This window comes from Nocardioides sp. (genome assembly GCF_036405735.1).
GTDB lineage: Bacteria > Actinomycetota > Actinomycetes > Propionibacteriales > Nocardioidaceae > Nocardioides.
Genome location: NZ_DASWXC010000037.1, coordinates 84,578 through 100,249, shown reverse-complemented (window position 1 = coordinate 100,249; position 15,672 = coordinate 84,578). Strand labels below are relative to the sequence as shown.

Genomic DNA, 15,672 nt, shown 5'->3' with positions numbered 1-15,672 from the left:
TTGTGGCCCCGCGAGTCCCGGGTTCTGGCCCTTGACGAGGGCCACGATCCGAGTTTCGCGGGGCCACAACCCGGGTTTCGCCGTCAGGCTCAGTCAGAGGTGGGGTACTGCCCGGTGACGACGAAGACGACCCGGTTGGCGACCGAGACGGCGTGGTCGGCGATCCGCTCGTAGTAGCGCCCCAGCAGGGCGATGTCGACGGCCGCCTCGACGCCGTGGGCCCAGTCGTCGCCGAGCAGCTCGGTGAACGACGTACGCCGCAGCAGGTCCATCTCCTCGTCGTCGGCACGCAACGCCGCCGCGGCGTCGACGTCGCGGGAGCGGATGATCTGACCGGCCCGGCGCACCATCGCCTCGGCCACCTCGGCCATCCGGCCGACGGTCTGCTCGGCCCCGGCCGGCACGGCCCGGTGCGGCACGCGCAGCCGGGCGATCTTGGCGACGTGCACCGACAGGTCACCCATCCGCTCCAGCTCGCTCACCATCCGCAGTGCTGCGACGACGATCCGCAGGTCGCCGGCGACCGGAGCCTGCAGCGAGAGGAGATAGAGCGCGTTGTCCTCGACCCGCTCGCGAGCCAGGTCGATCGCCGCGTCGCCGCTGATCACCTGCTCGGCCAGGTCGGCATCGGCGTCGAAGAGGGCGTGGGTGGCTCGGGTGACGGCGACCTCCACGTCGGCGCAGATGGCCGCGAGGTCGTCGAAGATGGAGTCCAGCTGGTCGTGGAACGCGTTACGCATGGGAGGAAAGGTAGGCAGCCCAGGTGACGACACGGGGTCGCTGGGTGAACCCCGAATGAACGTTCGGCGGGGAGATGCCCCGCTGGAGAACCCACGGTGAATCCGGGCCTACGCTGAGGCCGTGGACCCGACGACGCAGGCCCTTCTCGCCGCGCTGCTCGGAGCCGTCGTGGCCGGAGCCGCGGTGCTCGCCTGGCACGTCAGCGAACGGCAGCAGCACCGCGTGCCGCAGGTGAGCGAGCCGGTCGTCCCGCCCGAGGTCGCCACCGTGCTGTCGGTGCTGCGCAGCAGCGCGGTCATCATCGACGAGCAGGACACGGTCGTGAAGGCCTCGGCGCCGGCGTACGCGCTGGGCCTGGTGCGTGGGACCTCGCTGCTCTCCGCCGAGCTCGCCGACCTGGTGCGCCAGGTCCGTCGCGACGGGCAGATCCGCGAGACCGAGCTGGTCATGGCCCGTCCCGGCGTACCGGTGCGCCACGTGACGGCACGCGTCGCCCCGCTCGGCTCGCGGCTGGTCCTGGCGCTGGTGGAGGACCGGACCCGCGAGCGCCGCGTGGAGGCGGTGCGACGCGACTTCGTCGCCAACGTCAGCCACGAGCTCAAGACGCCGGTCGGCGCGATCCGGGTGCTGGCCGACGCGGTCGTGGAGGCGTCCGACGATCCTGCGGCGGTGAAGCGGTTCGCCGGCCGGATGCTCACCGAGAGCGACCGCCTCACCCAGCTGGTGCAGCAGATCATCGAGCTGTCGCGGCTGCAGGGCGACGAGCCGATCGAGACCCCGGTCGCGGTCGACGTCGACGCGGTGATCTCGACCGCCGTCGACACCGTCGAGGTCGACGCGAACGAGCGCCACATCGACATCGTCGCCGGTGGCCAGCGCGGGCTGCAGGTGTTCGGGAACGAGGAGCAGGTGCTCGCCGCGGTCACCAACCTGGTCTCGAACGCCGTCGCCTACTCCGACGCCGGCGCGACCGTCTCGGTGCAGACCCGCGCGGAGGCGGGCGCCGTCGAGATCGCCGTGGTCGACCAGGGCATCGGCATCCCGTCCGGCGAGCTGGACCGGATCTTCGAGCGCTTCTACCGCGTCGACCCCGCCCGGCACCGCTCGACCGGCGGCACCGGCCTGGGACTCTCCATCGTCAAGCACGTCGCGGCCACCCACGGCGGCGACGTGCGGGTCTGGTCCGTGGAGGGCCAGGGGTCGACGTTCACGCTCACCCTGCCCCAGCATCTTTCGCACGTGCCCGCGGACGCCGACACGTTCGCCTTCAACCCCATCACTGAGAGGGAGGAACGCCCGTGACGCGGGTTCTGGTCGTGGAGGACGAGGAGAGCTACAGCGAGGCGCTCTCCTACATGCTGCGCAAGGAGGGCTTCGAGGTCGCCGTCGCCGAGAACGGCACCGACGCGCTCAAGGAGTTCGACCGCAACGGTGCCGACATCGTGCTGCTCGACCTGATGCTGCCCGGGATCCCCGGCACGGAGGTGTGCCGCCAGATCCGGCAGACCTCCTCGGTGCCGGTGATCATGGTCAGCGCGAAGGACGACGAGGTCGACAAGGTGGTCGGGCTCGAGCTCGGTGCGGACGACTACGTCACCAAGCCGTACTCCCCTCGCGAGCTGGTCGCCCGGATCCGCGCCGTGCTGCGCCGCGGCCAGGAGCCGGACGCTGCGCCGGTCGCCCTGGAGGCCGGCCCGGTGCGGATGGACGTGGAACGTCACGTCGTGACCGTCGACGGCGTCGAGCAGCGGCTGCCCCTGAAGGAGTTCGAGCTGCTCGAGATGTTCCTGCGCAACCCCGGCCGTGTCCTCACCCGCGGCCAGCTCATCGACCGGGTCTGGGGCGCGGACTACGTCGGCGACACCAAGACCCTCGACGTCCACGTCAAGCGCCTGCGCGCCAAGCTCGAGCCCGACCCCTCCGAGCCGAAGTACCTCGTCACCGTCCGCGGCCTCGGCTACAAGCTCGACCTCTGACCGTCGCGTCGAGTCCCGGGTTCCCGCGGGTCGAGTCCCGGGTTCCCGTGGGTCGAGTCCCGGGTTCCCGTGGGGTCTGGCTCGATCTCGCGCCTGCGTGTCCGAAACCCGCGCGACGCCAGGTGTCGACAGTTCCTAGGCTGCTGTCGTGAGTACGACGACGCCGGGATCACGATCTGCTCGAGCCACTGATGCCGACGTACCGCTCCTCAAGGCCTGGCTGCCGCCGGCCGCCGTCGGAGTGACGCTCGTCCTGTGGGCGTCGGCGTTCGTCGGGATCCGCCATCTCGCCGGCGACTTCTCGCCGGGCGCCCTCTCGCTCGGCCGGCTCCTGGTCGGGACGCTGTGTCTCGGCGCGGCGGTGCTGGTGACGGGCCGGCGCGCCACCGGGACACGGGTTCGACCGCAGCGGCGGGAGTGGCTGTCGCTGGTGGTGATCGGCGTGCTGTGGTTCGGCGTCTACAACGTCGCTCTCAACGAGGGCGAGCGCCGGGTCGACGCGGGCACGGCCGCGATGCTGATCCAGCTCTCACCGGTGCTGATCGCCGTGCTCGCGACCTTCTTCCTCGGCGAGCGGTTCACGCCGTACCTCGCCCTCGGCCTCGCGCTCGCCTTCGGCGGCGTCGCCGTCATCAGCCTGGCGACGCACGGCTCCGGCGGCGGCCAGGACGTCGTCGGCGTCCTGCTGTGCCTGGTGTCGGCGGTCGTCTACTCCGTCAGCCTGATCCTGCAGAAGCCACTGGTCGGCCGGCTTCCGGCCCTGCACGTCACCTGGATCGCGTGCACGATCGGCGCCATCGCCTGCCTGCCGTTCGCCGGGCAGCTGGTCTCCGAGATCGGCGACGCCCCGGCGTCCTCGACCGGGTGGCTGATCTACCTCGGCGTCTTCCCGACGGCCATCGCGTTCACGACCTACGCCTTCGCGCTGCGCCACATGGACGCCTCCCGGCTCGGCATCACGACCTACCTGGTGCCGCCGATCACGATCCTGCTCGGCTGGCTCTTCCTCGCCGAGACCCCGCCGGCGCTGGCGTACGTCGGCGGCGCGCTCGCTCTCGTGGGTGTCGCGGTCGCGCGCCGCAAGCGTTGAGTCCCGGGTTCCCGTCGGTCGAGCCCCGGGTTGGTGTGGGTCGAGTCCCGGGTTTCCGTGGGTCGAGTCTCGGGTTTCCGTGGGTCGAGTCTCGGGTTGGTGTCGGTCACCAGCGCCGGTTGTCGTACGTCGGCATCAGCGCCTTCGACAGCTCGTCGAGCCAGTCGTCGAGACGCCGGCCGGTGAAGTCGCCACGCCGCACCACGATGACCGTCCAGCCTCGGCGACGCAGCCATGACCGACGCGCCTCGTCGGCCTGGCGTTGCTCCGGGGTCTTGAGATGCGCCTCGATGCCGTCGTACTCCACGGCGACTCGGCACAGCTGGTAGGCGAAGTCCAGGCGGTAGAGCGGCCGCCCGTCGTCGTCCTCGACCCACACCTGCGGCGTCGGGAGCGGCAGGCCGGCGTCGCGGATGGCGAGCCAGACCCAGGACTCGCGTTGTGACTCGATGCGTGGATCGATGAGCCCGATGAGCTCGCGCAGCTGGATCACTCCGCGCCGGCGGCGGAAGCGTGGCAGCTCGTGGGTCAGCATCGCCCGGGTGACGCCCTGGCTGCGGGTGAACTCGTTGAGCGTGGCGAGCGCCTCGCGACGTCGCAGCCGGCACCCGAGGTCGAGCGCCGTGCGAAGGGGCGTCGTCACCCGGACGTCGCCGATGCGCATGAGGTCATGGGGAGCGAGGTCGCGCTGCCCGCTGTCGACCTGGCGCCGCTCGGTCGGATGGTGGCCGCGGAGCGCGCAGACCTCGATCGGCGGGAGCAGCTCCTTCTCCCTCGAGAGCAGGGTGTCGACGCCATGGAGCCAGGCGGCTGTCCGGTCGACGACGATGTGCTCGGTGCTGACGACGAGCATCAGGGCCGCGGCGCGCAGCTCCAGGGAGTCGGGCACCTCGGAGCGGACGTAGACGCCCCGCACCAGCGCGCGCACGTGGCCGGCCGCCACGAGCTGACGCAGGGACCACGCGGAGAGTCGGAGGTCGTCGAGGTCAGCGACGGTGAAAGGGAGCTCAGGGAGCGCGTCGACGAGTGAGGTGGTCATGCCGATCACGGTCGTCGGGCGCCCGGTCCGACGCAGCCGCCGGATCAGTGGGCTGTGAAGAAGAGCCGCCGACGGCGTACCTGTGGATGACAACTGGCCACCAGCACGCCAACCCGCGGCTCAACCCACGGAAACCCGCGGCTCAACCCACGGAAACCCGGGGCTCAACGCTCCAGCCAGCCGCGGAACGCCTCCAGGTTGGCGGTCGACTCGCCACGGAGCTTGCGCCACTCCCACTCCTTGCGGATGGAGGAGGCGAAGCCGAGCTCGAGGATGACGTTGAACGAGTCGTCGGCGTAGGAGAGCACCGCGCCGAGAAGGCGGTCGAGCTCGTCGGGGGTGGCGACCGACAGGGGCAGCCGGCCGTCGAGGTAGATGTCGCCGTGGCGGTCGATGGCGAAGCCGACGCCGTACAGGCGCAGGTTCTTCTCCAGCAGCCAGCGGTGCACGCCGTCGGTGTTCTCGTCGGGGCGGCGGCACACGAACGCGTGGACGGCGAGCGCGTGCGTGCCCACGTCGAGGCGGACCGGCGTCTGCAGCTTCTTCTCGCCGGGTAGGGAGAACGAGAAGACCGTCTCGCCGGTCTCCCGGGCGTCCTCGGTGAACTCGATGTCGTTGCAGGAGAGGTAGTCCCGCACCACGTCGGCTGCCGTCACGCCACGTCCTCCTGCATCGTCGACCGAGCCAGCTCGTAGGCCGTCAGCGTGCCAGCCGCCGTCGCCTCCCAGGTGAAGCTGCGCGCCTGAGCCAGCGCGCCGGCCTCCAGCTCGAGTCGCAGCCGGTCGTCGAACGCGACCCGCGTCAGGGCGTCGGCCCATTGCTGCGGGTCGTGACCGTCGACGAGCAGGCCGCTGCGGCCATGGCGTACGGCGGTCGTGAGCCCACCGACCGCGGCCGCGACGACGGGTGTTCCACAGGCCTGGGCCTCGACGGCGACGAGCCCGAAGGACTCGTTGTACGACGGCACGGCGACCAGCGTCGCAGCGGAGTACCACGCCGCGAGCTCCTCCTGCGACACCGGCGGGACGAACCGCACGACGTCGGTGATCCCCAGCTCGGCGGCCAGCGCCGCAAGCGACTCGGGCCGGTCCAGGCCGGACCCGGAGGGACCGCCCACGATCGGCACCACCAGCCGCTGCCGCAACGAGGGGTCGCGAGTCAGCATCACCCCGACCGCGCGCAGCAGCACGTCGGGCGCCTTGAGCGGCTGGATGCGGCCGGCGAACATCAGCACAGTCGCATCGGCGGGCAGCCCCACCCGTGCGCGCGCCGACGCGACCGGCCCGAACCGGCCCAGGTCGACGCCGGGGTGAACGACCTCGACCCGGCCGGGGTCGGCGTCGTACAGCTCGATGAGCTGCTTGGCCTCGAGGTCGGTGTTGGCGATGAGCATGTCGGCGGCGTCGACGACCTGCTCCTCGCCGATCACCCGGGCGGCCGGCTCGGGGGTGTCGCCCTCGGCGAGCGCCTCGTTCTTCACCTTCGCCATGGTGTGCATGGAGTGGACCAGCGGGACACCCCAGCGGTCGCGGGCCAGTGCCCCGACCTGTCCGGAGAGCCAGTAGTGGGAGTGCACGGCGTCGTAGTGGCCGAGCGGATGGGCGGCCTCGGTCCGCAGCACCTCGCGCGCGAAGGCGCACAGCTGCCCCGGCAGGTCACCCTTGGCCAGACCCTCGAACGGACCGGCATGGATATGGCGCACCAGGATGCCGTCGTCGGGCGCGGCCACCGCGGGCAGTCGGGAGGAGGTGGCGCGCGTGAAGATGTCGACCTCGACGCCCCGGGCGACGAGCTGGCGGGCCAGCTCGAGGACGTAGACGTTCATGCCCCCCGCGTCGCCGGTGCCGGGCTGGTCCAGCGGCGAGGTGTGCAGGCTGATCATCGCGACCCGCCGGACGGCGTCCACGCGCATCGACTGCTCCTCTCTACGCGGGTCGACCGGACGCGTCGACCCCAGACGTGAACCTCGCCGGTGCCCCTCACATTCCCTCCGACACCTCCGCGCGCATCACAATGGCGCCATGACCCTCCCCGCGGACCGCAGGATCGCCGTGGTCACCGGCGCGAGCAGCGGCATCGGCGCCGCGACCGCACGCCACCTGGCGCAGGCCGGCTACCACGTCGTCGCCGCGGCCCGGCGTGCCGATCGTCTCGAGGAGCTGGCCACGGAGATCGGTGGCACGGCCGCGGCGACGGACGTGACCTCCGAGGACTCCGTGGCAGCCCTGGCGGACCTGGTCGCCGAGCTGTCGCCGCGCGGGCTCGACGTACTCGTCAACAACGCCGGGGGCGCCTTCGGAGCCACGCCGGTGGCCCAGGCCGACAGCGACCAGTGGCGGCGGATGTACGACGTCAACGTCATCGGCCTGATGCAGGTCACCCGGGCGCTGCTGCCCCAGCTGATCGCGACCGGCGCCGGGACCATCGTCAACGTCGGCTCGACCGCCGGGCGGATTGCGTACGAGGGCGGCGCCGGCTACACCGCCGCCAAGCACGGCACCCAGGTCGTCACCGAGACGCTGCGGCTGGAGCTGTGGGACCAGCCGGTGCGGGTCATGGAGATCGCGCCCGGGATGGTGCGGACCGACGAGTTCGCGCTGGTGCGGTTCGAGGGCGACCGGGAAAAGGCCGAGGCGGTGTACGCCGGCGTCGCCGAGCCGCTCGTGGCCGACGACGTGGCCGACGCCATCACGTTCATGGTGACCCGCCCGCCCCACGTGAACTTCGACGAGGTCGTCATCCGGCCCCGCGCCCAGGCCGCCCAGCACAAGGTCCACCGCCAGGCCTGAGCTTGCGAAGGCCTGACGCGGTGGAGGTCGAGCGAGCCCCGCGACCAACGAAGGAGGTCGCGACGGGCGGTTCGAGACCAGCCAGGCCCGAGCGTGCGAAGGCCTGACGCGGTGGAGGTCGAGCGGCCGCGCGGAGACCGGCGCCGCGGATTCCGCGACACTCCGAGGCCGGTGCCACACTGCCGAGCATGCAGACGATCGGACTCATCGGTGGGATGAGCTGGGAGAGCAGCGCCGCGTACTACGAGGGCCTCAACAAGGGGGTCCAGCAGCGGCTCGGCGGCCTGCACTCCGCGAAGATCGTGCTCGGCTCCCTCGACTTCGCCGAGCTGACCGCCCTGCAGGAGCGCGAGGCGTGGGACGAGGCCGGGGCGATCCTGGCCGACGCCGCCGTGGGGGTCGAGAAGGCAGGGGCGGACTTCATCCTGCTGTGCGCGACCACCTTCCACCGGGCTTACGCCGCGGTCGCCGCCGCTGTCTCGGTCCCCGTGCTGCACCTGGCCGACGTGCTCGCGGAGCGCTGCAAGGCCGAGGGCATCACCAACGTGGGGTTCCTGAGCACGGCGTACACGATGGAGAACGAGTTCTTCGCCCAGCGGATCGCCGACCACGGTCTCGACGTCAACCTGCCCGACCCGCTCCACATCGAGACGCTGGACTCGATCATCTACGACGAGCTGGTCTTCCGGACCGTGAACCCGAGCTCTCGCCGCCGGGTGCTCTCCATGATCGACGAGCTGTGGGACGGCGGCGCCAACGGCGTCATCCTCGGCGCCTCCGAGCTGTCGTTGCTGGTGCGCCAGCAGGATGTCGAGGTCCCGGTGCTCGACGTGATCACCGTCCACGTCGAGGCCGCCCTGGAGCGCGCGCTCGCCTAGGCCGGTCGAACCCCGGGTTCCCGTGCGTTGAGTCTCGGGTTTCCGAGGGTTCAGACCCGGGTTTCCGAGGGCTCTCCCACGCCAACCCGGGACTCGACCCACGCCAACCCGGGGCTCGACCCACGCCAACCCGGGACTCGACCCACGCCAACCCGGGTCTCAACGGAGCAGGAGGTCGGCGATGCGGCGCAGCTCCTGGGTGAGGTCCTGCTCGCCGACCTGACAGCTGGCGCCGCAGAGGTCGAAGTCGTAGACGAAGCGGTCCGGCGCCGGAGCGGGGGCACGCTCTCCGACGGCGGCGACGTCGACCCGCTCGACGAGGGCCTGCAGCTCGGGTACCCGCTCGTCACGGGTCTCGAGGTTGACCGAGCCCTCGGAGATCATCCCGGCGAGCCCGCCGGTACGGCGGACGAAGACGATCGGCGACGGAGCCGGATCCCGGCCGGCCGCGGAGTGCGATGGCTGGTCGGCCGAGCCCGCCATCGGCGTCACACCGACCTGGTCCCAGGCGGTGGCCACCGCCCGCTCGTGCGGGCCGGCGGCGATGATCGTCGCGGCGGCGAACGCAGCGAAGTCGGACTCGGCCGCCAGGTCGGCAGTGGTGAGCGCCTCCCACCAGATCCGCCCGGCGCCCTCCCAGACGCTGCCTCCGATCGCGGTCGCTACGAGGTGGAAGGCGCGGTTGGGGATGCCGGAGTTGTAGTGGACGCCACCGTTGTCCTCGGACGTGTCGACATAGTCGCGCAGGTGGCCGACCTGCGGGTCACGGCCGAGTCGCGGGTCGTCGTACGCCGTTCCCGGTGCCGCCATGTCGCGCAGCCCGCGCGCCCCGACACCCGGCAGGAACAGCCCCTCCCCCACGATCCAGTCGGCCTCGTCGACCGTCTGGCCGAGCACCCGCTGCTTGAGGCAGGCGCCGAAGACGTCGGCGAACGACTCGTTGAGCGCACCGGGCTGGCCCCAGTAGGTGAACCCCGTGGTGCGCTCGACCAGCGCGTGTGCGAACTCGTGACCGAGCACGTCGACCGGCCCGGTGAACCGGCCGAAGACCTCCCCGTCACCGTCGCCGAACACCAGCTGGGCGCCGTCCCAGAACGCGTTGGCGTAGCCCTGCTCGTAGTGGACGCTCACGCTCACCTGCGCGCCCCGGTCATCGAAGGAGCGCCGCCCGAACAGCTGGCACAACGCGAGCGCGGCGTCGACGGCGTACGCCGCCTCGTCGACCGCCACGTCGACCGCCGCGTCGTTCTCCGCTGGCTCGCCCGACGCGCGCACCCGCCGTCCGGGCAGGTTGGCGGTGTTGCCGCAGTCGTGCACCACCCACGCCTCCTGGGCGACGGCGCTGCGCGGCACCGGCCGTGGACCGGCCTCGCGGGCGGCACGCAGCTCGCGGTCGCGGGCGACCAGGGACGGCGGCTGCAGCCGCTCGACGAGGTACGGCGGGACGAACTGACAGCGGCTCATACCGGACGGATACCCCGTGGGGTCGGCTCGCACGCTCCCTCGGGTAGCGCCCGTCATGCGATCCGACGATGCGGGCAGGGCGGCGGACCGTCGGTAGGATCAACCGGTTCCCCCCTCGCCGACCGAGAGATGACGCATGCCTGAGACCAAGTCCGCCAACCTTCGCAATGTCGCGATCGTCGCCCACGTCGACCACGGCAAGACGACGCTCGTCGACGCGATGCTGCGTCAGGGCGGTGCGTTCAGCGAGCACCAGGCGGAGTCGGTGGCCGACCGCGTCATGGACTCCGGTGACCTGGAGCGCGAGAAGGGCATCACGATCCTCGCGAAGAACACCGCGATCCACTACAACGGCCCGTCGGCCCCGCAGGGCATGACGATCAACATCATCGACACCCCCGGCCACGCCGACTTCGGTGGCGAGGTCGAGCGCGGCCTGTCGATGGTCGACGGCATCGTGCTGCTCGTGGACGCCTCCGAGGGGCCGCTGCCGCAGACCCGGTTCGTGCTGCGCAAGGCGCTCAACGCCGACATGCCGGTCGTCCTGGTCGTCAACAAGGTCGACCGCGGCGACGCGCGCATCGACGAGGTCGTCGAGGAGGTCTACGAGCTGTTCATGGACCTGCTCGACGACAGCCACAGCCACGACGCCCTCGACTTCCCGGTCGTCTACGCCTCGGGCAAGGCGGGCATCGCCTCGCTCACCAAGCCGGAGAACGCCACCCTGCCCGACGGCGACAGCCTCGAGCCGCTGTTCAAGACCATCCTGGAGACGATCCCCGCGCCGACGTACACCGAGGGCGCGCCGCTGCAGGCCCACGTCACCAACCTCGACGCCTCGCCGTTCCTCGGCCGGCTGGCGCTGCTCCGCATCCACCAGGGCGAGCTCCGCAAGGGCCAGACCGTCGCGTGGATGAAGGGTGACGGCACGATCAAGAACGTCAAGATCACCGAGCTGCTCGTCACCAAGGGCCTGGACCGGGTGCCGGGCGAGTACGCCGGCCCGGGCGACATCGTCGCGATCGCCGGCATCCCGGACATCATGATCGGCGAGACCCTCGCCGACGCCGAGAACCCCGTCGCGCTGCCGCTGATCACCGTCGACGAGCCGGCCATCAGCATGACCATCGGCACGAACACCTCCCCGCTCGTGGGCAAGGTCAAGGGCTCCAAGGTCACCGCCCGCATGGTCAAGGACCGTCTCGACGCGGAGCTCATCGGCAACGTCTCGCTCCGCGTTCTCCCGACCGACCGGCCCGACGCGTGGGAGGTGCAGGGCCGCGGCGAGCTGGCCCTGGCGATCCTGGTCGAGCAGATGCGGCGCGAGGGCTTCGAGCTCACCGTCGGCAAGCCGCAGGTGGTCACCAAGGAGATCGACGGCAAGCTCCACGAGCCGCTCGAGCGCCTGACCATCGACGCGCCCGAGGAGTACCTCGGCGCCATCACCGAGCTGCTGGCCAACCGCAAGGGCCGCATGGAGAACATGACGAACCACGGCACCGGCTGGGTGCGGATGGAGTTCGTCGTACCCGCCCGTGGCCTGATCGGCTTCCGCACCGACTTCCTCACCGAGACCCGCGGCACCGGCATGTCGTCCTCGATCTCCGAGGGCTACACCCCGTGGGCCGGCGAGATCCGGGCTCGCAACAACGGCTCCCTGGTCGCCGACCGCGCGGGGGCCGCGACCGCCCACGCGATGACGTCGCTGCAGGAGCGCGGCACGATCTTCGTCGAGCCCGGTACCGAGGTCTACGAGGGCATGATCGTCGGCGAGAACTCCCGCGCCGACGACATGGACGTCAACATCACCCGCGAGAAGCAGCAGACCAACATCCGCTCCGCCACCTCGGACAACTTCGAGAAGCTGACCCCGCCGAAGAAGCTCTCGCTCGAGCAGTCGCTGGAGTTCTGCCGCGACGACGAGTGTGTCGAGGTCACGCCCGAGATGGTCCGGATCCGCAAGGTCATCCTGGACGCCAACGAGCGCGCCAAGATCGCATCCCGCGCCCGCAAGGCCAACAAGTAGGTCGAGTCCCGGGCTCCCGTGGGGCCCGGGCCGCGTTCCGCCGTACGCCGAGAGCCGGGTCGTCATGATGACGACCCGGCTCTTTGCGCATCCGAACCCTCACGAACCCGCGACTCAACGCACGGCAACCCGGGACTCAACCCTCGCCAACCCGGGGCTCAACACACAGGAACCCGGGGCTCGACGAGTCAGTAGGTGAACTGAGCGACCTGGGTGCGGAGGTCGACCGCCATCCGGGCGAGCTCCTCGGTCGCGGCGCGGGAGTGGGCGACGGCCTCGGTGGTGGTCCGAGCGGCCTCGGCCACGCTGCTGATGGTGGTGGTGATCTCGCCGGTCGCCTGGGCGGCGTACGCGACGTTGCGGCCCATCTCGTTGGTCGTCGCCGACTGCTCCTCGACCGCCGAGGCGATCGTCAGCTGCGACTCGTTGATCGTGGCGATGACGTCGGCGATCTGGGCGATCGCCTCGACCGCGCCGGCGGTGTCGGCCTGGATGGCCTGCACCTTGGCGGCGATCTCCTCGGTGGCCTTCGACGTCTCCTGGGCCAGGTCCTTGACCTCGTTGGCGACCACGGCGAAGCCCTTGCCCATCTCGCCGGCGCGGGCCGCCTCGATGGTGGCGTTGAGCGCCAGCAGGTTGGTCTGCGCGGCGATCGAGGTGATCACCTTGACCACGGCGCCGATCTCCTCCGAGGACGCGCCGAGCCGCTCGACGCGGGCCGTGGTCGCGGTCGCGACGTCGACCGCGGTCGAGGCCACCCGGGCGGCCTCGTTGGCGTTGCGGGCGATCTCCCGGATGGAGGCGTCCATCTCCTCCGCGCCGGCGGCCACCGTCTGGACGTTCTGAGCCACCTGGTCGGACGAGCCGGCGACCAGGCCGGCCTGGCTACTGGTCTCCTCGGCCGCCGAGGCGATCTGCACGGCGCTGGCCTGCAACTGCTGCGAGGACGCCGCCACGGCGTCGGAGGACCCGACGACCTGCGCGATGACGTCGCGGAAGTTCGCGCGTGCCTGGTTGAAGGCGTCGGCCATCTGGCCGAGCTCGTCACGGGCGGCGACGCCGGCGCTGACCGTCAGGTCGCCCTCGGCCATCGCGCTCAGAGCGGTCTTGACGACGCCGATGCGCTTCCTCATGGCCAGCGCGATGACCAGCGCCAGGCTCAGGGCGAGCAGCAGCCCGACGGCGAGCACGATCCACTGCAGCCGCACCGAGCTCGCCGCCGACTCGTCGGCATCAGCCGCGCTCTGCTTGTAGAAGGCGTTGGTGGACTCGTCGGCGGCCGCGATGGCCTCGTTGATGGCGAGGAGCGCGGGGTCGAGCTCGCGCTCGTAGACCGCGATGAACCGCTCGGCGTCACCGGCTTCGAGCAGCGGCATCGCCTTGCCGTCGCGGACGCTGATGTAGGTCGCCCAGGCCGACGTCAGGTCGTCCCACCAGTCCTCGTAGGACAACGTGGACTCGAGCCGCTCGAACGCGTCCTCGACCGTGGCGTCGGCCGCGGCCATGTCGGTGGTCAGCTCCTCGACGATCCTGGGGTTGTCCCCGACGGCGATCAGCTGCGAGAGCCGCAGCTGCGAGGTGAGCGTCGCGCGGCCCATCCGGTTCAGCGGCGTCGCGATGTCCTCCTGGTTGACGGCGAGCGCATGGGCGGCGTCGCGGCCGGCCTGCGTGCCGCGTACGCCGGAGATGGCGGCGACGCAGGCGACCAGGCCGAGTCCCACGACGACGAGCATGATCTTGGTGGTGATGCTGCGGTCGACGATCCAGGCCATGCGGCGGGTGCGCTCGCCCTGGTCGATGCCGATCGCCGGAGCATCCATGCTCACGGTGGCCATCGGGTTCCTTCCCTCTGCGGAGTCCTCGGCTCGCTCATCGGCGCACCCGACCCCGACCTGAGGCTAGGTGCTGAGCTCCCGGAGGCCCGGCACGACCTCGTCGGCGAAGGACCGGAGGAAGCCGGCCTGGTCGTGACCGGGCGGATGGAACACGAGGTGGTCGAAGCCGGCGTCGACGTAGGCCCGCACCCCGGCGACGACCTCCTCGGGCGTCGTGGCGACGATCCAGCGCTGGGCGACCTGCTCGATGGGGAGCCGGTCGGCGGCCTCGGCCATGGCGACCGGGTCCTCGAGGCCGTGCTTCTGCTCGGGGGTGAGCGAGAGCGGCGCCCAGAACCGGGTGTTCTCCAGCGCCTCCTCGCGGCTGTGGGCGTAGGAGAGCTTGATCTCGATCATCTTGTCGAGGCCCTCGGTCGTCCGGCCCGCGGCGGCCGCCCCGTCCTCGACGGCGGGCAGCAGCTTCTCGGTGTAGAGCTCCATGCCCTTGCCGGACGTGCAGATGAAGCCGTCACCGGCGCGGCCGGCGTACTTCGCGACCACCGGGCCGCCGGCCGCGACGTAGACCGGGATGCCGCCCTCGGGACGGTCGTAGACCGTGGCGTCCTTGGTGCGGTAGTAGTCGCCCTCGAAGGTGACCCGCTCCTCGGTCCACAGCAGCCGCATCAGTCGCACGGCCTCGCGCAGCCGCGCGAACCGCTCCTTGAACTCCGGCCACGCGAAGTCGCCGGCCACCGCGATCTCGTTGAGCGCCTCGCCCGTGCCGACCCCGAGGATGATCCGGCCGGGGTAGAGGCAGCCGAGGGTGCCGAAGGCCTGCGCCGTCATCGCCGGGCTGTGGCGGTACGTCGGCGTCAGCACGCTCGTCCCGAGCTGGATCCGCTCGGTGCGCTCGCCGACGGCCGCGAGCCAGGCCAGCGAGTACGGCGCGTGGCCGTCGACGTGTCGCCACGGCTGGAAGTGGTCGCTGACCATCACCGAGTCCAGGCCGACCTGCTCGGCCAGCACGGCGTACTCGACCAGGTCGCGGGGGCCGAACTGCTCGGCCGATGCCTTGTAGCCGATCTTCACGGGCATAGGGTCCTCCTGGGTCCGAGAGCGGGCGTGGGCGGCGTGGTCACAGGCCGGTGACGCGGTAGCCGGCCCGTCGGCCGGTGCGCTCCTCCACCGAGAGCAGGTTCGCCCACAGCGCCTCGACCTGGAGCGCGCTGCGGAGCCGGCCGGCGTAGACGCCGCGGGCGCCCGGGATGGTGGCGACGAGGTCGCGCACGACGTCGACCGCCGTGTCGTCGTCACCGACGACCAGGACGTCGGTGTCGAGCTCGCCCTCGGCGTCCAGAACGTCCCCGGGCAGGTGGTGGAAGGCGCCGACGACCGAGCTGGCCGGCAGCAGGCTCTGCGCCTGCTGGGCGGCGGAGCCCTCCCAGACATGGAGCAGGTAGGGGCCGTGGTCGTCGAGCGCGATTGGGCAGACGGTGTCGACGACGATCTTCCCCGCGAGCTGGTCGCGAAGGTCGTGCAGCATGCCGGCGTGGTCGTCCCAGGACACGGCGACGACTACCAGGTCGGCGTCGCGGACCGCGTCGGTCGCGCCGGCGCCGCGGACCTCGGCCCCGGTGGCCGCGCTGAGCTCGGCTGCCGCGGCGGCGGCACGCTCGGCACTGCGGCTGCCCACCACGACGGGCAGCCCCGCGACGGCGAAGCGGCGGGCGAGCCCGCGGCCCTCGGGCCCGGCACCGCCGAGGATCGCGACGGTCCTGCCGACCAGGGAGTCAGCGATGGTCATGGCGTCACTCTCTCACCCGCCCGGTTGGCAGCTGCAGGGTGCTCGCGTGGG

14 protein-coding genes are annotated in these 15,672 nt (G+C 71.4%); 6 read left to right on the top strand and 8 right to left on the bottom strand.

Translation table 11 applies throughout. From position 1 onward, the window contains the following. Nucleotides 1-89: 89 nt before the first annotated feature. Entirely contained in the window at nt 90-740 is a 651-nt protein-coding gene (phoU, locus tag VGE38_RS05850) for a phosphate signaling complex protein PhoU (RefSeq protein WP_331141599.1), read from the bottom strand. 121 nt (nt 741-861) lie between these two features. Here phoU and VGE38_RS05845 point away from each other — a divergent pair, with 121 nt between their 5' ends. The 3 genes from VGE38_RS05845 (at nt 862) to VGE38_RS05835 (ending at nt 3,807) form a co-directional block, all read left to right on the top strand. Next, nucleotides 862-2,043 (top strand): sensor histidine kinase, encoded by a 1,182-nt coding sequence (locus tag VGE38_RS05845; RefSeq protein ID WP_331141598.1) that lies wholly within the window; start codon nt 862-864, stop codon nt 2,041-2,043. Continuing rightward, a complete protein-coding gene (locus tag VGE38_RS05840; protein ID WP_331141597.1) occupies nt 2,040-2,717 on the top strand; it encodes a response regulator in 678 nt (225 codons plus the stop codon). Before VGE38_RS05845 ends, VGE38_RS05840 begins: the two co-directional genes overlap by 4 nt. 148 nt (nt 2,718-2,865) lie before the next feature. Beyond that, nucleotides 2,866-3,807, top strand: coding sequence for a DMT family transporter (locus VGE38_RS05835; protein WP_331141596.1), 942 nt, complete (start codon nt 2,866-2,868; stop codon nt 3,805-3,807). 106 nt (nt 3,808-3,913) lie between these two features. Here the strand turns inward: VGE38_RS05835 and VGE38_RS05830 are convergent, their stop codons facing one another. From VGE38_RS05830 to mshA, 3 genes are all read right to left on the bottom strand, one after another. Next, entirely contained in the window at nt 3,914-4,846 is a 933-nt protein-coding gene (locus VGE38_RS05830; protein WP_331141595.1) for a type IV toxin-antitoxin system AbiEi family antitoxin, read from the bottom strand. Nucleotides 4,847-5,010: 164 nt separating this feature from the next. Next, complete coding sequence (locus tag VGE38_RS05825) at nt 5,011-5,502, bottom strand: type III secretion system chaperone family protein (protein WP_331141594.1); 492 nt, start codon at nt 5,500-5,502, stop codon at nt 5,011-5,013. Continuing rightward, entirely contained in the window at nt 5,499-6,758 is a 1,260-nt protein-coding gene (gene mshA / locus VGE38_RS05820; RefSeq protein ID WP_331141593.1) for a D-inositol-3-phosphate glycosyltransferase, read from the bottom strand. Before mshA ends, VGE38_RS05825 begins: the two co-directional genes overlap by 4 nt. A gap of 109 nt (nt 6,759-6,867) precedes the next feature. On the opposite strand from mshA, the gene VGE38_RS05815 reads away from it, so the two are divergent. Together VGE38_RS05815 and VGE38_RS05810 are read left to right on the top strand one after the other, a co-directional pair. Further along, nucleotides 6,868-7,635 carry an SDR family NAD(P)-dependent oxidoreductase gene (locus VGE38_RS05815; protein WP_331141592.1) on the top strand — a complete coding sequence of 256 codons (768 nt, stop codon included), beginning with the start codon at nt 6,868-6,870 and terminating at the stop codon, nt 7,633-7,635. A 188-nt stretch (nt 7,636-7,823) separates the two neighbouring features. Further along, nucleotides 7,824-8,513 carry an aspartate/glutamate racemase family protein gene (locus tag VGE38_RS05810; RefSeq protein ID WP_331141591.1) on the top strand — a complete coding sequence of 230 codons (690 nt, stop codon included), beginning with the start codon at nt 7,824-7,826 and terminating at the stop codon, nt 8,511-8,513. 159 nt (nt 8,514-8,672) lie between these two features. On the opposite strand, the gene VGE38_RS05805 is transcribed toward VGE38_RS05810, so the two are convergent. Then, nucleotides 8,673-9,977 carry a protealysin inhibitor emfourin gene (locus VGE38_RS05805; RefSeq protein ID WP_331141590.1) on the bottom strand — a complete coding sequence of 435 codons (1,305 nt, stop codon included), beginning with the start codon at nt 9,975-9,977 and terminating at the stop codon, nt 8,673-8,675. Between the two features lie 136 nt (nt 9,978-10,113). Between VGE38_RS05805 and typA the strand changes: the two genes are divergently transcribed. Next, on the top strand, nt 10,114-12,003 hold the full coding sequence (typA, locus tag VGE38_RS05800) for a translational GTPase TypA (protein WP_331141589.1): 1,890 nt from the start codon (nt 10,114-10,116) through the stop codon (nt 12,001-12,003). Nucleotides 12,004-12,191: 188 nt separating this feature from the next. Here the strand turns inward: typA and VGE38_RS05795 are convergent, their stop codons facing one another. The 3 genes from VGE38_RS05795 to npdG all read right to left on the bottom strand — a co-directional run bounded on the left by VGE38_RS05795 (nt 12,192) and on the right by npdG (nt 15,621). Next, the gene (locus tag VGE38_RS05795; RefSeq protein WP_331141588.1) at nt 12,192-13,838 is read right to left on the bottom strand and encodes a methyl-accepting chemotaxis protein; all 1,647 of its coding nucleotides are present in this window, start codon (nt 13,836-13,838) and stop codon (nt 12,192-12,194) included. A 63-nt stretch (nt 13,839-13,901) separates the two neighbouring features. After that, on the bottom strand, nt 13,902-14,912 hold the full coding sequence (gene fgd / locus VGE38_RS05790; RefSeq protein WP_331141587.1) for a glucose-6-phosphate dehydrogenase (coenzyme-F420): 1,011 nt from the start codon (nt 14,910-14,912) through the stop codon (nt 13,902-13,904). Between the two features lie 40 nt (nt 14,913-14,952). Further along, nucleotides 14,953-15,621, bottom strand: coding sequence for an NADPH-dependent F420 reductase (gene npdG, locus VGE38_RS05785; protein ID WP_331141586.1), 669 nt, complete (start codon nt 15,619-15,621; stop codon nt 14,953-14,955). Nucleotides 15,622-15,672: the final 51 nt, after the last annotated feature.